The sequence below is a fragment of the Neisseria sp. P0009.S007 genome, assembly GCF_051962515.1.
The window spans coordinates 13,013-31,541 of the sequence record NZ_JBQCVF010000009.1 but is presented as its reverse complement, the minus strand read 5'-3'; the positions used below and the strand labels follow the sequence as shown (position 1 = coordinate 31,541).

Sequence of the window (18,529 nt, the reverse complement as noted above, 5' to 3'; positions counted from 1 at the left end):
CGGCAGAAGCTGGGCGTACCTGCGGACGTGCCCGTGTTTGCCATCTTGCCCGGCAGCCGCGTGAGCGAAATCGATTACATGGCGGCGGTGTTTTTTCAGACGGCCTTATTGCTGCTGAAACGTTATCCGAAGGCACAGTTTTTGCTGCCTGTGGCGACGGCCGCAACGCGCAAACGCATTAGTGAAATTTTGGCGCAGCCTGAGTTCGCAGCCCTTCCCATCACGCTGACCGACAAGCAGTCGGATACGGTTTGCGCCGCTGCCGACGTGGTATTGGTCACCAGTGGTACGGCGACTTTGGAAGTGGCCTTGTGCAAGCGGCCTATGGTTATCAGCTACAAAATTTCGCCGCTAACTTATGCGTATGTGAAAAACAAAATCAAAGTGCCGCATGTCGGTTTGCCCAATATTCTGTTGGGTAAAGCCGCCGTTCCCGAGCTGCTGCAACACGATGCCGTCCCTGAAAAACTGGCACAGGCCGTGGCAGACTGGTATGACCGCCCTGAAGCCGTGGCCGCGTTGGAACAGGATTTTCACGCCTTGCATCTGCTGTTGAAAAAAGATACGGCGGCATTGGCTGCGGCGGCAGTATTGGAAGAAGCCGGATTTTCAGACGGCCTGAAAGACAAGTAAGGAAAATACATGAATTTATTGGGAGCATTGGCCAAGGTTGGCAGCCTGACGATGGTGTCGCGCATTTTAGGCTTTGTGCGCGATACGATTATCGCCCGTGCGTTTGGTGCAGGCATGGCGACGGATGCGTTTTTTGTCGCGTTTAAACTGCCCAACCTGCTGCGGCGAGTGTTTGCAGAGGGCGCATTTGCCCAAGCCTTCGTACCGATTTTGGCGGAATACAAAGAAACCCGCTCGCCCGAAGCCACGCAGGCGTTTGTGCGTCATGTGGCCGGCATGCTGTCGTTTGTGCTGGTCATCGTTACTGCGCTGGGCATACTTGCCGCGCCGTGGGTGATTTATGTTTCTGCGCCCGGTTTTGCCAAAGAAGCCGATAAGTTTCAGCTCTCCATCGACTTGCTGCGGGTGACGTTTCCTTATATTTTTTTGATTTCTTTGTCGTCTTTTGTCGGCTCAATACTCAATTCCTATCATAAATTCGGCATTCCCGCCTTTACGCCGACTTTTTTGAACATCTCCTTTATCGTCTTTTCCCTGTTCTTCGTGCCGTATTTTGATCCGCCTGTTATGGCTTTGGCGTGGGCGGTATTTGTCGGCGGCGTGTTGCAGCTGGTGTTCCAACTGCCTTGGTTGGCGAAACTGGGTTTCTTGAAAATGCCCAAACTCAGCTTTAAAGACGCAGCGGTCAACCGCGTAATGAAACAGATGGCGCCGGCTATTTTGGGCGTGAGCGTGGCGCAGATTTCCTTGGTTATCAACACCATTTTTGCCTCGTTTTTGCAGTCCGGCAGCGTGTCATGGATGTATTACGCCGACCGACTGATGGAATTGCCAACCGGTGTTTTGGGCGTGGCACTCGGTACAATCTTATTGCCTACCTTGTCCAAACACGCTGCCAGTCAGGATACCGAGCAATTTTCCGGTCTGCTCGACTGGGGTTTGCGCCTGTGCATGCTGCTGACCCTACCTGCCGCCGTCGGCCTTGCCGTGTTGTCTTTCCCGTTGGTTACGACCTTGTTCATGTACCGTGAATTTACGCTGCACGACGCGCAAATGACCCAACACGCGCTCATTGCTTATTCCTTTGGCTTGATCGGGCTGATTATGATTAAAGTATTGGCACCCGGCTTCTACGCGCGCCAAAACATCAAAACCCCCGTTAAGGTCGCTATTTTCACGCTGATTTGCACACAGTTGATGAACCTCGCTTTCATTTCGCCGCTCAAACACGTCGGTCTGTCCCTTGCTATCGGTTTGGGCGCGTGTCTGAATGCAGGTTTGCTGTTTTTCCTTTTGCGCAAACACGGCATCTACCGCCCCGGTAAATGTTGGGCAGCGTTTTTGGTTAAAATGGTCATCTCTTTGGTCGTCATGGGCGGCGGTTTGTGGCTGGCGCAATATTATCTGCCGTTTGAATGGGTACACGTCGGCGGCTTTAAAAAAGCAGGCCAACTCTGCGTCCTGATTGCCTTGGGCGGCGGCCTCTACTTCGTTTCCCTCGTCGCGCTCGGCTTCCGTCCGCACCATTTCCGCAGGGTGGAAAAATAAGCGGCCGTAGTGCGTATTGCTTTGGCTTAAAGGCTATTCACTAAAAAGGCCGTCTGAAACATTTTCAGACGGCCTTTTCTTGCTTTACGTTTTAACTGTAAAGCTTCGCTCCTTTTTTGACGAACTCAATCGCTTTTTCTTCCATGCCCTGCCGTTGGGCTTTTTGCTTGTCGGCGTAGTCGCGCACTTCCTGCGTGATTTTCATCGAGCAGAATTTGGGACCGCACATTGAGCAGAAGTGGGCGATTTTCGCGCCTTCGGCAGGCAGGGTTTCGTCGTGGAAGCTCTCGGCGCGTTCGGGGTCGAGGCTGAGGCGGAATTGGTCGCGCCAGCGGAACTCGAAACGCGCTTTGCTTAAGGCGTTGTCGCGCAACTGTGCGCCCGGCCAGCCTTTGGCGAGGTCGGCGGCATGGGCGGCGAGCTTGTAGGTGATGATGCCGGTGCGCACGTCTTCTTTGTCGGGCAGGCCGAGATGCTCTTTCGGGGTAACGTAGCAGAGCATGGCTGTGCCGTACCAGCCGATATTGGTCGCGCCTATGCCCGAGGTGATGTGGTCGTAGCCGGGGGCGATGTCGGTAACGAGTGGGCCGAGTGTGTAGAAAGGCGCTTCAAAGCAGTGTTGCAACTCTTCGGTCATGTTTTCTTTCACGCGTTGCAACGGTACATGGCCCGGGCCTTCGATCATGACTTGTACGTCGTGTTTCCACGCTTTGGCAGTCAATTCGCCCAAAGTGTGCAGCTCGGCGAATTGGGATTCGTCGTTGGCATCGGCAATGCAGCCGGGGCGCAGACCGTCGCCGAGGCTGAATGATACGTCGTAGGCTTTCATGATTTCGCAGATTTCGTCGAAATGTGTGTAGAGGAAGTTTTCCTGATGATGGGCGAGGCACCATTTCGCCATGATAGAGCCGCCGCGCGATACGATGCCTGTGAGGCGATCGGCCGTCATTGGCACATAGCGTAGCAATACGCCTGCGTGCAGGGTGAAATAGTCCACGCCTTGTTCTGCCTGCTCGATTAAGGTGTCGCGCACCAAATCCCAAGTCAGGTCTTCGGCGATGCCGCCGGTTTTTTCCAAAGCTTGGTAAATAGGCACAGTACCGATGGGGACGGGCGCGTTGCGGATAATCCATTCGCGTGTTTCGTGGATATGTGCGCCGGTAGACAAATCCATAATCGTGTCCGCGCCCCAACGCAGCGACCACACCATTTTTTCGACTTCTTCGGTCAGGCTGGAGGTTACGGCGGAGTTGCCCAAGTTGCCGTTGATTTTGACGCGGAAGTTGCGGCCGATAATCATCGGTTCGAGTTCGGGATGGTTGATGTTGGCAGGGATGATCGCGCGTCCGGCGGCGATTTCTTGACACACGAATTCGGGCGTGATTTGGTCGGGATGGGTCGGGATATTCGCGCCGAAACTTTGCCCTGCGTGTTGTTTCAAGAGCTTGGCGTATTCAGGCCGTCTGAAAAGCTCGTCCAGCTTCATGCGTTCGCGTATGGCGACAAACTCCATTTCCGGCGTAATGATGCCTTGGCGGGCGTAGTGAAGCTGGGTTACGTTGCGGCCTGCTTTGGCGCGGCGCGGGTGGGTAATTTGGTTGAAACGCAGATGGGCGGTTTTCGGATCGTGCGCGCGTTCAGTGCCGTATTCGCTGGAAAGCTTGGGCAGGATTTCGGTATCGCCGCGTTCGTCCAGCCATGCAGTGCGGACGTGCGGCAAACCTTGTTTCAAGTCGATGTGTGCCGCCGGATCGCCGTATGCGCCGCTGGTGTCGTACACCGGAATCGGTGGATTGGTTTCCGTACCTTGTGCTGTGTAGGTGTCGTCTTGACGGATTTCGCGTAAAGGCACGCGGATGTCGGCGCGGCTGCCCGGGATATAGACGCGGTTGGAATTGGGATATTGGAAGCGGATGCCGATGTCTTCACTCAAGTCGGAAAGACGGCGCGCCTCATCGCCGGTTTTTTTAGCGGTAGTCATAAAAAATTGCTCCTGTTTTTCGGTTATGAAATGGAAACAGGAGCATTGCTTTTTTTCAGACGGCCTTGTGGATATCTTCAATCAACCGTCTAAAAACACATTTGCCGAAACTCCCCACGCAGGTATTATCCTGTTCGGGTGTAAAGGGTATTTCTCAGCCGCTCGGTTTGAAAGCAGCACCCCTGTTTCTTTATTAACGAAAAATTAAACCATGCGGACGGTTTTTTGTAAAGCGGCGTTTTTCGCATTTTCTGTCAAAAACGCTTGACAGCGATTCCGTCTTTCCGTATAGTTACAACTTCTGACGCGGGATGGAGCAGCATGGTAGCTCGTCGGGCTCATAACCCGAAGGTCGTAGGTTCGAATCCTGCTCCCGCAACCACATACTAAAAAGACCGCTTGTATAGCGGTCTTTTTTCATGTCTATATTGTCCAATAAAGTCCAAAAAGCCCATTAATTTCAATCTGTTGTATTTTTGCGATTATTTCCACCATTCAATTTTGTCTAGCAGTGTCTGCTAGAGTCCAAAACTGCTGTTGGTACATTTGTTGGTACATTTCCTTTGCTACCATTTTTGTACCAACACGAAATCAGAAAGGTATAGAAATGAACGCACTTTCAGAAGCGAGAATTCGACACGCTGAAACTCCAACCACCATTAAAAAACTATCAGATGGTCAAGGCCTAGTACTTTTGCTGCATCCAAACGGCAGCAAATACTGGCGATTTAACTATCGCTTCAATAAAAAGCAGAAAACTTTGGCTATTGGGAAATATCCTGATATTTCTCTGAAAGAAGCTCGTGCAGAACGTGAATTACTGCGCAAGAGTTTGAGAGAGGGACAAGACCCTGCTCTTAAAAATCAAGCTGAGGAGGATATGGAAAAACGCACCACCTTTTTTCAAGCGGCTAAGGAGTGGTGGGAAGCTGAAGCAACGAGATGGACACCTAAACATGCTAGAACAGTTTGGCACTCTTTAGAGGTTGATGTACTGCCTGAAATTGGCAATGAAGACATTACTTTGATTGAAACGCCTAGATTGTTGTTAGTTATTAAAGCCGTTGAAGCACGAGATGTCAATGATACGGCCATTCGTGTATTACAGAGAATTAAATGTGTTTTCAACTATGCTATACAAACAGGTTTGATCAAGATTAATCCTGCTCTACCTCTTACAGGCGTAATTCGTAGAAAAAAAGAGGTTCACAGGTTAGCGTTACCTCAAAGTGAGTTACCTGGATTCTTTCAGAAGCTAGGAGAAATGCAGATAGCTGAATATCTACGTATTGCAATGAAATTACAGATTATCTGGTTTGTGCGCCCTAATGAATTACGTTTTGCAAAATGGGAAGAAATCAATTTTGATAGGCGAGAATGGCACATTCCAGCCGAAAAGATGAAAATGCGTAGACCTCATATTGTGCCTCTGTCTAATTGGGCAATCGAATTACTTTTAGAATTGAAGGAGATTACCGGAAGAAGTCCTTATTTATTTTTCGGAGCATGGGACAGTATGAAGCCAATTAGCGAAAATACTATCAGCTATATTATGGCTCGGATGGGCTATAAGGGAAAAGCAGTTCCCCATGGATTTCGATCTCTTGCAACAGATGTATTAAATGAAAATGGATTTGATGCTGATATAGTTGAACGACAATTGGCTCACGTTGAAGCCAATAAGATACGTCGGGCATATCATCGTACAGAATACTTGGATCAACGCCATGAAATGATGGAATGGTACAGTAACTGGATAAGACAATTTGATAGAAAGGGTTAGTGATTAGTGCAGGAAATACGATAAATTATTGTTGGATTAAGTATTTTTATATTTAATAACTAGCTAATCAGTTGTTTTAAGGTAATACTATGTGTTACATTTCTAGTATAGAGAAAAATGATGTATACCATCGCTGAAACTGAAACATTTAAAAACAAAGCTGCTAAACTTTTAAAAGAAGACGAACGTCTATTTTTCTTTGCCCAGCTTTCTCAAAATCCGTATGCAGGAGATGTTATTCCTAATGGCGGTGGTTTACGGAAAATTCGTGTAGCTCGACAAGGTAGTGGGAAAAGTGGTGGCTATCGGGTCATTTACTTCAACATCTTGGTAGATGGGTTGATTGTCTGTTTGGATATTTATGCAAAGAATGACAAAGAGAATTTAAAGCCGTCTGAATTGAAAAGTTTGAAAGGACAGAGACATGACTCCTGAAAATTGGAATATTTCTGAAATCGTACAGGCCGTTATTGATGATGATCCAGATGCAGTTCAAATTCAAGATAGCTTGAAGCAATCTTTAAATGAATTAAGGCAAGGTAAGTTTGCCCGGTGTACATCAGTAGAAGCTCTTTCTACAGTTCAGACACGTCAAAAAACTGGTTTATCTCAAGAAAAATTTGCTGCAGCGTTGGGCATTTCTTCTAGTACCCTTAAATCTTGGGAACAAGGTACGCGTAAACCAAGTGGGGCAGCAGGAGCTTTACTGAAACTTTTAGATAAGCATCCTAATTTGATTAGTGAGCTCGGTTAGTTTTTATTCTTTTTGAATAATGATATATAAGGCCCTGCTACTCATATGGGTAGCAGGTTTTTTTATGTTTGCGTCAGTACATATCTTAAGCGGTAAAGCAATTAATGACTTAATGCAGAAATTATACTAACGATAAAATAGAGATGCTCTGCCTTTATTTTACAACGAGTTAGCTCTGCCTAATTATTCCTTTCAGAATAAACAAGAAGCTATCCCCAATCCATGTAATTGTATGTTATATTTACTAGTCATGTAGAGAACATGCTTCTCAAATTTAAAAACAAAGAATGAAAAATTTAAAATATTCCCAGCTTTTTTAGGCTGATTCAATTCCTGGTCGAGGGAAAATTAATGACCAAAAGTACGTTAGATATTACCAATACAGCCATTTCTGGTGGCATATTTGAAACTGTAAGTCGTTATGGAGATGCAGGAGCAGAATTCCTAAAAGGTTTACGCGGTATTGATGCGCAAACTGGTCAAAAATTTGACCGAAGTTTATTGGATATTAACAATTACAAAATAAATCCAAATGATGTTGAAAGGAATATTAAACAACAAGCTGGTTTTTCGGCAGAAATTAGTAGTGTCTCAAAAAGAAATGCACAAGCAATCATTGATGGCAAAGCAAACCGCTTTGTACGTAGTGAAGATTTAGCAAAATACGGCAAAAACAATACAACAGTGGATATTGTAGAGCTACTTGATGGCAAAGAACTATCAACTGCTCAAATGAAGTTTGTTAGTCATCCTGATGAATTATTGAAAAAAATTGCTCGAGGAGAAGGTGGAGGGAAAAACGATTATTCACGATATTTGGCTGTAGACCGGGTAGAAGTTCCTACTGAGCAAGTAGAAATGATGAAAGCTACCTGCCGCGAACAAGCGAATAATCTAAAAGAGCAAGCTCAAGCATTACGTGAGAAAGGTAACTTACCATTAGCAGATAAATTTGAAAAACAGGCTGAAAATTACAGACAGCTAGAACATAAAATTGCAGACTCAGGTTTAACAACCGAAGAAGCTGTAAGATATCGCCTTAATCCAAACTTTGAGACAATAAAAGACATAGCTAAGGTAAGTCATCAAGCAGGTCTAGAAGGGGCAAAATTGGGTGCTGCGCTTGGAGGCTCTATTTCGGCTGTAAGTAACGTAATTGCCGTATGGACCGGAGATAAAAAATTAGGTGCTGCAGTAGTTGATACGGCAAAGAGTACTTTAATTTCAGCAGGAGTTGGTTATGGTTCAGCATTTGCAGGATCTGCGATTAAAAGCTATATGCAGCAATCAGAACGTACTGTATTACGCCAACTTTCTGCAACTGGATTACCTGGAACTATTGTCTCCGTCTGTTTAGCAGTCGGTAAATCCGCGACTCGTTTTGCAAAAAATGAAATAACTGGTACTGAACTAGCAAAGGAAATGGGGGCAACTGCCGCAGGTATGCTCTCGACGAGCGCATGCACTATGCTTGGACAAATAGCAATTCCTATTCCTGTATTAGGTGGCTTGATTGGTAGCATGGTAGGTTATGCAATTACTAATTCCTTGTATTATGGATTTTTTAATGCCTTAAAAGAGGCAGAAGAATCAGCAGAACGACGAAGGTTAATCGAAATTCAATGCGCTGCCGCTTCTGCAATAGCACGACAGTATGAAATCGGTTTAAAAGAATTATTTGCATCAAAGGTTGCACAATTAGATCAAGAGAGTAATGACCTATTTCAACTATTAGAAAAAGATGATGTTTCAGCCGATGAATTATGTAAAGGTATGAATAAATTTGCTGATTTACTTGGGAAAAAAATTAGCATCAACTCGATGACAGAACTGGATTCCGTCATGCTTTCTCAAAACGTCTTAGTCATTTAGGAGATAGATATGTTTTTAAATCAACTTCCGACCCGGTTACATAAAGCATTGTTTTTAGAATTGGCAATGCTTGTGATGATGGCTTCACACGATAATGATGCCTCAGAACAAATATCTGAATTTACATCAGATGAAGTTTTAAAAAAATTTCTAGCTAGTATCAGTTCAAAAGAAGCAGAAATGTTGCAAGAGTATCAAAATGAGCTCTTTAAATCAGATAAGAATGATATCGATTTTAATAGCGACTTTATAGAACTTTCTTTAAATCAGCAATATAGAGCTTTTGATTCCAGTTTAAATACATCATCTTTCTATAATCCGGAACCTGATGAATCGTATGCAGGTGATGATTCTGAGAGAAATGAAGCTATTGGCTTAATGACCGTCAAAGTCAAACCCACTTTTTCCTTCTCCCGCGCATCCGTTTTTTCCTTATTTGGTGATGATTCTGAGGGAAAAGATGCTAGCGTTAGCCAATTGTTGGATCATTTAAATATATCCCGTGATTCTGAAAAAAAATTTCCCACATTTTGGTGGGTTCTAGATAATGCAATTGATGATATTTTAGGCAAATATGCCAATGATGCTGATATTAAACAAGAAGTCATGCAATATCTTATTTCAAAAGGAGAAGATATTCTGACTCTAACACCGACAAAGATTAGAGCAAGCATGGCATCATTGCCGCAAATTAAACAGGAGATCCTACAAAAAGCAGTTCAAACAGTGTTTGCGCGTAAAGTAGCAATTGGATTGACCTTATCCGAACGAGAAAAGAAAATTATCCTATGTGAATTAATTGGAGCCGCATATAGCAGCGGTGCATTTGAGACAGAAGAGAAACAACTGATTAATACGATTTGCCAGGTTTGTTCTTTTGATAGTGAATATATAGAAGAATTTGACACGGTAATGTCAACTCTTTTCAAAGTTAATAAAGAATTAGCTGAATTAATTAATGAATAAGGAGAAAATAATGGCAATTCCTTTAATTATTGGTGTCGGTCTGGCTGCTACAGGTTTATATAAAGGTGGTAAAGCTATTGTAGATAACAATGAAGCTAATAGTGTAAATGACAATGCTAAGGAGGTTGTTAATAAAGCACAAAAAGCCTTGGAAAATTCACGCATTAATTGTGAAAAATCCTTACAAGAATTGGGCCAGAAAAAAATTGATACCTTGACTACAAGTGTTCAAAATTTTCTTGCTATATTTAGCCAAATCAAAAATGTCGATTTTCAACATGATGGTAATTTAGGAAATTTAAACTTAAATGACTTCAGTACTGTTGTATTGAAAAACATGCAAAAACAGGTCTCTTTCGTTGCAAGTGCTGGAGTGGGAGCAGGTACAGGCTTAGCTGGCGGAGCATTAGCTGCATTTGGCGCGTACAGTGGTACGATGGCATTTGCTACCGCAGGAACAGGAGCAACGATTAGTACACTGAGTGGAGCTGCTGCCACTAATGCAACTTTGGCGTGGTTAGGCGGAGGAACACTTGCTTCAGGTGGTATGGGCATTGCTGGAGGTATGATGGCATTGGGGGCATTAACAACCGGACCAGCACTACTCATTGCAGGATGGTACATGGGTTCAAAAGCGGAAAGTAATTTAAATGATGCTTATAGCAATCTTGAAGAGGCAAGAAAATTCCTTGCGGATACAGATGCGGCAATTGCTTTGACTGATGGTATTAACGAAGTTGCAAAACGCGCTATTTCTATTTTATCTACATTACGTACTCATTCTCGTCGTAACTTAAAACGCTTGCAAAGTATCATTGATGAGCAAGGTGTTGATTACTCCCAATATTCAGATGATGCAAAACTGATTGTAATGAAGAATGTAAAATTAATTCAGTTAATAAAAGTAGTTTTGGATACTCCGATCTTGGACGAGCAAGGTAATTTGTTAGGTGATGCAGATAGTAACTTACTGGAGCTGCATAATCAGATTCAAAGTGCTTTTCCAAAACAAGTAGAAGCATAAATAGCAAAAACTAGGCTGCTTTCAATTGAGGCAGCCTAGTTTGTATGAGTTTTTAACTATGCCGCATCAACTTTCACCTTTTCCCTGTTCTGCTTGTGGCCAATGTTGTCGTCGCGTAAAGCTAAGTGAACAAACCATATTCCTTGATCGAGGTGATGGCATTTGCCAATATTTGGATGAGAAAACCAACTTGTGTACGATATACGAAAATCGACCTGAAGTATGTCGTGTAGAAGACTATTATAAAAAATATCTAATTCATGATATTTCTTGGGAAAAATTTGTTCAAATGAATCTCGAGTTTTGTGAAAAATGGCAGAAAGATAAATAAGATTAATATATTATAAAAAATCCATTAATAACTAGCTCATGGGCTATTCAAAAAATTCAATTCATTAGAAGAATACGAAATTTACCCCATGATTTCTCTCCTAAACAACGATCGTATCCTTTAAAGTTGTAATAATTTTCACGTATGATGGCTTATTTTTGCCCAATCAAATGACTGTATGGACAACATAAAACCCTGCTACCCACAATGGGATAGCAGGGTTTGTTATGCCTGTATCAGCAATCAAGTACCAACAATATCTAGAGCTGGTAGGTTGTTAACGATTTTCTGTGTCTCCAAGCTTACTGTAATGACACGCAGGAGTAGTTCGAGAGGGTAGCGCGGGTTATTCATGGTATCAGATGCCCAATCATTAGCGTCGTTAGTAATACCTGACTTTTTGTCGGTCTTCACTGCTTGGGTTTCTATAACCCATTCTAATGCTGATTTGCCGTTTACGATATAGTCGTAGGCAGCTTCAGGAATTTTCTCAATTATGATTTTGTCATTGTAAATAACTTTGCTTTTATCCGTTAATTTTTTAATTTTAGGAAATTTCATTTTGATCACGCGGAAATCTTCATCTGTGCCGCCGATGACTTGCTGCGGGGTAAGTTTCAGGCCTTTCAGGCTACCTGAAAATTTTACGTCTTGATACATCGGTACGGTTTCGTAGTTCAGGTGCAAAGCTGCCAAATCGCGCCCTGCCTGACTGAATGCAGCAAAATCAGCGTAAGTTTTCATGCGCGGGATGCGCGGGAGCTGTTTACTTAAATTGTCGGCGTAGCGCTCGCGGTATTCTTCGCTGTGCAGCAGGCCGTAAATGTAATAGAAGATATCTTCTTTGCTGATTTGGGCTGCATCGGCGGCGGAATATGGCTCACGGAAATGTGCCAGCGCATCGTCGGTGATGGCAGAGCGACGGACGAGCTTTTTCTGCGCAGGCTGCTTTTCAGACGACGTTTCTGCGGCGAACAGGTCTTGATTTTCCATTACACTTCCTCCGTTTTGTAGAGGAACATGGGGAAGCATTGACTCGTGTCCAATGTATGTAGGTCTGGCACCTTGTCTGTCATTAACACTGAAAATCCGCTCCGAGCCCCAATCCCTGTTATACAAATAACTAGATTGGCTGTTTGTTCGAGTATAATTTCGTTCGTTCGTTCGTTCGTTCGTTCGTTCGTTCGTTCGTTCGTTCGTTCGTTCGTTCGTTCGTTCGTTCGTTCGTTCGGGCTATCCGTTTCTTCAAAATAATCCAATGGAAAACATTGTGCTCCCGCTTCAAGAATATTTAAATCAGGAGGTGCTTCCGCTATTAATGTTGATAACCCATTTCTTGAACCTTTGCCGTTAGTAATAATTACTTTATTGTTACTTGACTGACTAGGGAATAATTTTGGCATTAACGCCATATCATTTACCAAACTACGATCAAAATATAAATATTGTTTGGTAAATGGTCGATACAACCCAACCATGATTGAAGAAGATTTCAATGTATGTATTTTTCCTTTCTTAATATCACTTCTTAAAGCACGAGACCAGCTAATTTTTGTTGCATCCAGGCTAATAAAATCTTCTACAATCAAGTCCTGTTTGGCGGGCAGCAAATTTTTAGCATCTTCATACCTTTTTACTTCACTATTATAAAAATTAAGCAATCCAGTCAAATTTTGTTCAATCTTATTTTTTGAAAACCCATAAACCCAAGTGTCGCGATTTGTTTTAATGCCCATAGAGTATGTAGAAAAAATTAAATTTTCTGTTTTATCTTTTTTATCTCCAATTAAAATATAGTCATTAAAGTTAGAATCTCTTTGATTTACCCAGTCAGAAAATTCATTTGGTTCAATTTGTTCCCAAGGAACATTTTTCATGCTATCTATTTTAATCAGCTTGGCTTTTTTATCTTTTACCGATAAATTATCTCCAATATCATAATAGTAAATCTTACCTTTTTCTTTTTGATTAGATTTTTTAACAAGAATTGAGATGGCGATACCTGATGTACTGGCGTCATCAAAAATATTTTCTCCTTCTTTGGTTCTTCCCTTGCTTAATATATTTTTCTTCACATCTCCACGCAGGTTAAAAATGTAAATATTACTAAATTCTTCTTGCCAACATTTTCGCAATCCGCTCATTACAGGTTTGTCGATAAACCCGTTACCAGAAATAAAAGCAATTACACCTTGACCCGATAAACGGTCAGAAGCCCAGCGTAAGGCGCGGATGTAGCTGTTATATAGAGCATTTTTGTTGGTAGCATCTGTGTTAGCCGCATAGGTTTCTCGAATTCTCTCATCTAAAAGGGGATATGGGATGCGAGCTGTATCATCGTTGCCTTTTTTTCTCCCTGCGGAATAGGGCGGATTGCCGATAATGACACGGATGTCCAAGGCTTTCTGCCGTTTGCGGCGTGCGCTGTTATCCACCAGCATTTCGTCCAGCATGTCGCCTTTCTCGTACATTTGGAAGGTATCGGTCAGGCAGATGCCTTCAAAGGGAACGTAGGGGACGTCGTCTGAAACATTGCCGTCAATGTTGCCTGCCAGTATGCCGTGGTAGGCAGATTCGATGTTGATGGCGGCGATGTAGTAGGCGAGCAGGACGATTTCGTTGGCGTGGATTTCGCTTTTGTATTTTTCAGGAAGTCTGTCGCGAGGGATGATGCCGCTTTGCAGCAGGCGGGTGATGAAGGTACCTGTGCCGGTAAAGGGATCAAGGATATGCACGTCTTTGTCTTGCAGGCTGCTTTTGAATTCGTGCTGTAAGACGTCTTCCACGCTTTTGATGATGAAATCGACGACTTCGACGGGCGTGTAAACGATGCCGAGCCGTTCGGTCATACGCGGGAAGGCGTTACGGAAGAATTTGTCGTAGAGTTCCACGACGATTTTTTGTTTGCCTTCGGCGGTTTCGATGCCGCTGGCACGCAGGTGGACGGAGTCGTAGAAGGATTGCAGGGTATTGCGCTCTTTGTGCAGGTTTTTCTGCTGCAATAAATCCAGCACTTTCTGCATGGCACGGCTCATGGGATTGTGTTCGGCAAAGCTGTAATCGGAAAACAGTGCGTCGAACACAGGTTTGGTAATCATGTGTTGAGCCAGCATTTCGACGATTTCTTCGTCGCTGACGGCGTTGTTGAGGTCGTCGCGCAGTTCGGCAGCAAAGGCCTCGAAGGCTGTGCGCTCTGTTTCGTTGGCAGGGTTTTCCAGAATGGCGTTGATGCTGTCGATATGGGTACGAGCAATTTTGGCAATGTCGTCTGCCCAGTCTTCCCAATGGTGGCGGTTGCCACATTTTTTGACAATTTTGGCGTAGAGGGCGCGTTCGATTTCGCCGATTTCGAATTGGAAGCTTTCTTGTACTGGCGCGGGTGTGGTGGGGCTGCCTATGCCGTAGCTAGCCTTGGTTTCGCGTAAGGTTTGGTCTTTTTTGCTGCTTCGTTTGATTTTGGGAGAAACTTTGTCGGCAATGGCGATAACTTCCATTTTCTGGGTATCTTTACCGTTGAACTCCAATTTGTTAATCATGGCATCGAAGCGGTCATCGTGTGCACGTAGAGCGTTGAGTACCTGCCAGACAACTCGGTAGTTTTCATTTTTGTCTAATGCGTCTTCGGCTTCTACACCTGCAGGGATAACGACAGGAAGGATAACGTAGCCCTGTTGTTTGCCTTCGGCACGGCGCATGACGCGGCCGACCGACTGCACGACATCAACTTGGGAGTTGCGAGGAGTAAGGAATAACACGGCATCTAGTGCAGGTACGTCCACGCCTTCAGACAGGCAGCGGACATTGGAGAGGATGCGGCAGGTATTTTCGGGTAGCCCTTCGGGTGCTTTTAGCCATTGCAGCTTGCTTTCTTTTTCACCTGCGTTCATACCGCCGTCCACATGTTCGGCTTGACAGGTCATGGCCAGTTGCGGTGGCAGTTTCAAATCGGGATTTTGTTTGAGCAAGGCAGTACGTTCTGCCTGCTGGTATTCCTCAATCACGGTTTGGAACATTTCTGCAATTAGTTTTGAACTGACTTTGTGTTTGCTGCCTTTGTATTCTTTTTCAATGACTTGGCAGAAGGCAACGGCACGTCGCATTGGATTGTACAGTGCACCTTCTTCGCCGCTTAGTCCGTATTTGGAAAGTGCTTTCCAGCAGCCCACAATTTTGGCAGCATCATCGACTTTGAGTTCGTTGTTGCCGTCAGTGAGTAGGTTTTGGATGCGGCGTTGGATATGACTTTCTTCAATGGCTAAGACAATAACTTTATAATCGACCAATAGGCCGTCTGAAACGGCTTGGGAGAATGTTAGAACGAAAAACTCTTTGCCGTAATGGGTTTCGTCATCCATAGAATACAAAACCACGCCTTCGGTTGTTTTAGCGGCTTCTCCATAGATACGCGGAGTAGCAGTCATATACAACCGTTTTGCGCCTTTGATGTAGTCGGCATCGTGTATGCGGACAAAAGCGGATTCGTCTTCTCCATCAAATGTTGCGCCGGTAGTGCGGTGTGCTTCATCGCAAATGATTAAATCAAACTCAGGCAGATTATGCAGTGATTGAGCTTGGTGAATCACATCAATGGAATGATAAGTGGAATAAACAACAGTCATGGTTTGCTGTTTATTTTTTTGCTCTACTACGTGTACGGCGTTTGCAAGGCTTTTGGCATTAGTTGTTGCTGGAAATTGTAAATCGCTAAGATTGGCTAGGACGCTATCTTCATTGTGTTTTTTGCCTACATCGCTATCTGAACAAACAGCAAAGTTAATCAATGGTGTTTCTGTGTCTTGATTCCATTCGCGTAAGGTTTGGCTCAATAATGATAAGCTTGGTACTAGGAAGAGTACCCGCTTGCCTTTACCAGCCATTTTTTCAGCGATTTTCAGCGCAGTAAACGTTTTACCCGTACCACAAGCCATAATCAGCTTACCGCGTGTTTCTCCTCCATTAAATCGGGTTTCAACACTTTTTAAGGCACTTTGTTGATGTGGGCGTAAGCCTTTTTTTGCTTTTAATACAGGTTTATCTTTGATTTGAAATTGCGACCAATCAATTTGGCTGTTTTCTAGATCTTCCAAATTGATAACTGAAACAGGGATTTGTTGATTGGTTAAAGCCTCTCTTGCATTTTTTGACCATTTATTTGTAGTAGTTACAATATAGCGATGGGTAAACCATTGCTTACCTGAAGCAGTAAAGAAGCTGTCGATATCATTCTTTTGAATGCTGTAGTCAGCAGAATAATTTTTGCATTGTACAGCGTGAAATTCGCCTGTATTGCTCGTTAAGACTAAATCAATACCTGCATCTGTTTTGTTTTCTAAACCAAGTGAAGCACCATGCTCCTCAATCCATTGAGCGTAAGTCTGTACGTTTGAATATTGGCTTTTGTAATAAGGTTCAAACTGAAAGAATTTAATAATGAGATTCTCAAAAGAAGTGCCTTTATCACGTTGGCTCAGCGTGGCTTTTTCAAACTGCTCTAGTAAGGTGCTTAATGCTGACATAATTGGTTTCCCGTACGGTAAAATTTCAAATATTATAGTTGATAATAAAATGCTTTTTCTATACGACTATCAAATCCTCTATTCTAGTCGTAAAACATGGGCTAAGATTATCTCGTGTCATTTTCCAGTCTTCACTATATAGCTCACTACCTAACTTAAGGCTTCCTCTGCCAAAGCGTTGGGTTAAATCATCCCAACACATCATCATGGCTTTGCTTCTTGTGGTGTTTTCTGAATGCCAAAAGTCCAGTTGCTCAACGGTCTCATTCTCTATACCAGACAATTCTACACCACACTTTTTGTAGTTATAGCCTGCACGGTATATGTGTTTTAAAAGATGTTGAGCAAGTCTGTTTAATTCCATCGTATCAGAGCTGCCTTTTACGAGAGCCATGATACGGTAATTGGAATATTGTGGCTCTTCTTTAAATCGGTTTGTGTGGATGAACACGGCAATTGTATTTGCTACGGTATGTTCCTTGCGTAATGCCTCTGCTGCTGATGAAACATGATGTGTAAGTGCTGAGCTGAGAGTATCTATATCTTGAACGGGCTTTCCAAAGCTACGGCTACGAATGAGTTGTTTTTTAACAGGGGGGATGGGTTCAAATTCCACACATGGAATACCTTGCATTTCCCTCTGTATTCGTTCAACAGTAACGCCGTATCTTGCTCTCAGTGTCTGTGTATCAGCCTTAACGAAATCATAGGCCGTCTGAATATTCTGTTGGGCTAAATGAGCTGATAATTTTCTCCCAATTCCCCAGATTTCAGATACCGGTTCACTGCGTAAGGCACGGGTTTGAATTTCTGCGGACCAATCATCCCAGACTACTACACCATTGAAATGTCTAGGATAGCGTTTTGCGAGATGATTTGAAAATTTGGCTAATGTCTTTGTGGGGGCAATACCAACACATGTAGGTATGCCGACCCATTGCAAGACACGCTCTTTAATTTCTAATCCACTCTGTGCAAGCCGATTCAATCCTCGCATATCAGCAAAGCATTCATCTATCGAATAAACTTCGATTTCTGGTACAAGTGAGGCAATTGTATTCATCATTCTTCGCGATAAATCAGCATATAGCTCGTAATTTGACGAATATGCTTTCAAATATCCTTGTCGGACCAAATGCTTTATCTGAAAATAAGGTACTCCCATTTTGATGCCTAGTGCTTTTGCCTCACGTGAGCGTGCCACCACACAGCCATCATTATTGGATAACACCACAATTGGCACATTTTTTAAATCAGGCCGGAAAACCCTTTCACATGAACAATAAAAGCTGTTTCCATCAATAAGGGCATACATTACTTGCCTGTCCTAACATCTTTTAAAACAAACGTTACGACACCTACAATGCTCCAGTTGTCTCCCTCTTTGGGAATGAAATTAGGATATTCTCCTGAAGCATTTTCAGAATGAAGCTCAAAACCTGCTTTAGTTTTAACCAACCTTTTAATCGTGAATTCATTACCCAAATCAGCCATGACAATATCACCATGTTTGAATGGAACAGAACGGTCTATAACTAGAATATCATCTTTATTTATCCCGGCATCAAGCATGGATAGTCCACCGCTTCGTACTGCAAACGTTGCAGAGGGATTACTAATCAGGTATTCATTAAAATTGAGTGTATCCTCAATATAACTTTGAGCAGGGGAAGGGAAGCCGGCTGGAATTCTTTCTACACCTAGCGGGATTGAAATATCAGAATGAGAAGCGTCTATTGGCATTGCATCTAGTGGTAAGCATGTGCTACGAGGTATCTCATCAGACAATGCTTCAATCATCTCATTTACGCGTGCCTCAATAATGACAGGGATTCTTTTGACTATTGTTTCTATTCCAGTCTTCTTACGTCCTGCACCTTTCCTGGCTCCACCATGTGTTCCTAGATTTTTACTCATAAAAAAGCTATCTTGATTAAAGTTACAGATTTCAAGATAGCTTGTTTTGATCATGGTGTAAAGTAAGATTTTATTGAGCTTATCCGATTAGTGAAATGTATCCAAGGTGCTTTCCTGTAGGTTCATTAAAGGGGTGAAAAATAACCTTCTTCCCTTTATTTGTTCCATTCTATTTGTCCATTCATCACTATAAGATAGGATGAT

13 protein-coding genes, 1 tRNA gene, 1 pseudogene and 1 riboswitch are annotated in these 18,529 nt (G+C 43.4%); of the genes and pseudogenes, 10 read left to right on the top strand and 5 right to left on the bottom strand.

The window, feature by feature from the left end:
• Nucleotides 1–633, top strand: a pseudogene (locus tag ACTHS3_RS02295) (lipid-A-disaccharide synthase); the annotation flags it as partial.
• A 9-nt stretch (nt 634–642) separates the two neighbouring features.
• Nucleotides 643–2,181, top strand: a complete 1,539-nt coding sequence (gene murJ, locus ACTHS3_RS02290; RefSeq protein ID WP_004519114.1) for a murein biosynthesis integral membrane protein MurJ — start codon at nt 643–645, stop codon at nt 2,179–2,181.
• Nucleotides 2,182–2,272: 91 nt separating this feature from the next.
• Here murJ and thiC read toward each other — a convergent pair whose 3' ends face one another.
• Entirely contained in the window at nt 2,273–4,162 is a 1,890-nt protein-coding gene (gene thiC, locus ACTHS3_RS02285; protein WP_049344950.1) for a phosphomethylpyrimidine synthase ThiC, read from the bottom strand.
• A gap of 94 nt (nt 4,163–4,256) precedes the next feature.
• Nucleotides 4,257–4,356, bottom strand: a riboswitch (TPP riboswitch).
• Nucleotides 4,357–4,467: 111 nt separating this feature from the next.
• Between thiC and ACTHS3_RS02280 the strand changes: the two genes are divergently transcribed.
• From ACTHS3_RS02280 to ACTHS3_RS02245, 8 genes are all read left to right on the top strand, one after another.
• Nucleotides 4,468–4,544 (top strand) — tRNA-Met (locus ACTHS3_RS02280).
• Between the two features lie 225 nt (nt 4,545–4,769).
• Nucleotides 4,770–5,945 carry a tyrosine-type recombinase/integrase gene (locus tag ACTHS3_RS02275; RefSeq protein ID WP_070587902.1) on the top strand — a complete coding sequence of 392 codons (1,176 nt, stop codon included), beginning with the start codon at nt 4,770–4,772 and terminating at the stop codon, nt 5,943–5,945.
• Between the two features lie 120 nt (nt 5,946–6,065).
• Complete coding sequence (locus ACTHS3_RS02270) at nt 6,066–6,380, top strand: type II toxin-antitoxin system RelE/ParE family toxin (RefSeq protein WP_070588049.1); 315 nt, start codon at nt 6,066–6,068, stop codon at nt 6,378–6,380.
• Nucleotides 6,370–6,699, top strand: a complete 330-nt coding sequence (locus ACTHS3_RS02265) for a helix-turn-helix domain-containing protein (RefSeq protein ID WP_070587904.1) — start codon at nt 6,370–6,372, stop codon at nt 6,697–6,699. The genes ACTHS3_RS02270 and ACTHS3_RS02265 overlap by 11 nt, the downstream gene beginning before the upstream one ends.
• Before the next feature lie 351 nt (nt 6,700–7,050).
• Nucleotides 7,051–8,571, top strand: coding sequence for a hypothetical protein (locus ACTHS3_RS02260; RefSeq protein ID WP_070587907.1), 1,521 nt, complete (start codon nt 7,051–7,053; stop codon nt 8,569–8,571).
• 9 nt (nt 8,572–8,580) lie between these two features.
• The gene (locus ACTHS3_RS02255) at nt 8,581–9,537 is read left to right on the top strand and encodes a hypothetical protein (RefSeq protein WP_070587910.1); all 957 of its coding nucleotides are present in this window, start codon (nt 8,581–8,583) and stop codon (nt 9,535–9,537) included.
• Between the two features lie 10 nt (nt 9,538–9,547).
• The gene (locus ACTHS3_RS02250; protein ID WP_070588050.1) at nt 9,548–10,561 is read left to right on the top strand and encodes a hypothetical protein; all 1,014 of its coding nucleotides are present in this window, start codon (nt 9,548–9,550) and stop codon (nt 10,559–10,561) included.
• Between the two features lie 58 nt (nt 10,562–10,619).
• Nucleotides 10,620–10,892 carry a YkgJ family cysteine cluster protein gene (locus ACTHS3_RS02245; RefSeq protein WP_083300555.1) on the top strand — a complete coding sequence of 91 codons (273 nt, stop codon included), beginning with the start codon at nt 10,620–10,622 and terminating at the stop codon, nt 10,890–10,892.
• A gap of 243 nt (nt 10,893–11,135) precedes the next feature.
• On the opposite strand, the gene ACTHS3_RS02240 is transcribed toward ACTHS3_RS02245, so the two are convergent.
• Genes ACTHS3_RS02240 through ACTHS3_RS02225 form a run of 4 tightly spaced genes read right to left on the bottom strand, consistent with a single transcriptional unit; the run spans nt 11,136 to nt 18,379 of the window.
• Nucleotides 11,136–11,885: a type ISP restriction/modification enzyme gene (locus tag ACTHS3_RS02240; protein WP_107737276.1), complete on the bottom strand. Its 750-nt coding sequence runs from the start codon at nt 11,883–11,885 to the stop codon at nt 11,136–11,138.
• The gene (locus ACTHS3_RS02235; RefSeq protein WP_440367019.1) at nt 11,885–16,408 is read right to left on the bottom strand and encodes a DEAD/DEAH box helicase; all 4,524 of its coding nucleotides are present in this window, start codon (nt 16,406–16,408) and stop codon (nt 11,885–11,887) included. The genes ACTHS3_RS02240 and ACTHS3_RS02235 overlap by 1 nt, the downstream gene beginning before the upstream one ends.
• A gap of 58 nt (nt 16,409–16,466) precedes the next feature.
• Nucleotides 16,467–17,723, bottom strand: a complete 1,257-nt coding sequence (locus ACTHS3_RS02230; protein ID WP_070587911.1) for a Y-family DNA polymerase — start codon at nt 17,721–17,723, stop codon at nt 16,467–16,469.
• Nucleotides 17,723–18,379 (bottom strand): LexA family protein, encoded by a 657-nt coding sequence (locus tag ACTHS3_RS02225; protein ID WP_440367017.1) that lies wholly within the window; start codon nt 18,377–18,379, stop codon nt 17,723–17,725. Before ACTHS3_RS02225 ends, ACTHS3_RS02230 begins: the two co-directional genes overlap by 1 nt.
• Between the last annotated feature and the right edge of the window lie 150 nt (nt 18,380–18,529).

Bases quoted from the DNA above. Each gene is read 5' to 3' on its own strand.
- murJ (WP_004519114.1), top strand. From the start codon at position 643: ATGAATTTATTGGGAGCATTGGCCAAGGTTGGCAGCCTGACGATGGTG.
- thiC (WP_049344950.1), bottom strand. From the start codon at position 4,162: ATGACTACCGCTAAAAAAACCGGCGATGAGGCGCGCCGTCTTTCCGAC.
- ACTHS3_RS02275 (WP_070587902.1), top strand. From the start codon at position 4,770: ATGAACGCACTTTCAGAAGCGAGAATTCGACACGCTGAAACTCCAACC.
- ACTHS3_RS02270 (WP_070588049.1), top strand. From the start codon at position 6,066: ATGTATACCATCGCTGAAACTGAAACATTTAAAAACAAAGCTGCTAAA.
- ACTHS3_RS02265 (WP_070587904.1), top strand. From the start codon at position 6,370: ATGACTCCTGAAAATTGGAATATTTCTGAAATCGTACAGGCCGTTATT.
- ACTHS3_RS02260 (WP_070587907.1), top strand. From the start codon at position 7,051: ATGACCAAAAGTACGTTAGATATTACCAATACAGCCATTTCTGGTGGC.
- ACTHS3_RS02255 (WP_070587910.1), top strand. From the start codon at position 8,581: ATGTTTTTAAATCAACTTCCGACCCGGTTACATAAAGCATTGTTTTTA.
- ACTHS3_RS02250 (WP_070588050.1), top strand. From the start codon at position 9,548: ATGGCAATTCCTTTAATTATTGGTGTCGGTCTGGCTGCTACAGGTTTA.
- ACTHS3_RS02245 (WP_083300555.1), top strand. From the start codon at position 10,620: ATGCCGCATCAACTTTCACCTTTTCCCTGTTCTGCTTGTGGCCAATGT.
- ACTHS3_RS02240 (WP_107737276.1), bottom strand. From the start codon at position 11,885: ATGGAAAATCAAGACCTGTTCGCCGCAGAAACGTCGTCTGAAAAGCAG.
- ACTHS3_RS02235 (WP_440367019.1), bottom strand. From the start codon at position 16,408: ATGTCAGCATTAAGCACCTTACTAGAGCAGTTTGAAAAAGCCACGCTG.
- ACTHS3_RS02230 (WP_070587911.1), bottom strand. From the start codon at position 17,723: ATGTATGCCCTTATTGATGGAAACAGCTTTTATTGTTCATGTGAAAGG.
- ACTHS3_RS02225 (WP_440367017.1), bottom strand. From the start codon at position 18,379: ATGATCAAAACAAGCTATCTTGAAATCTGTAACTTTAATCAAGATAGC.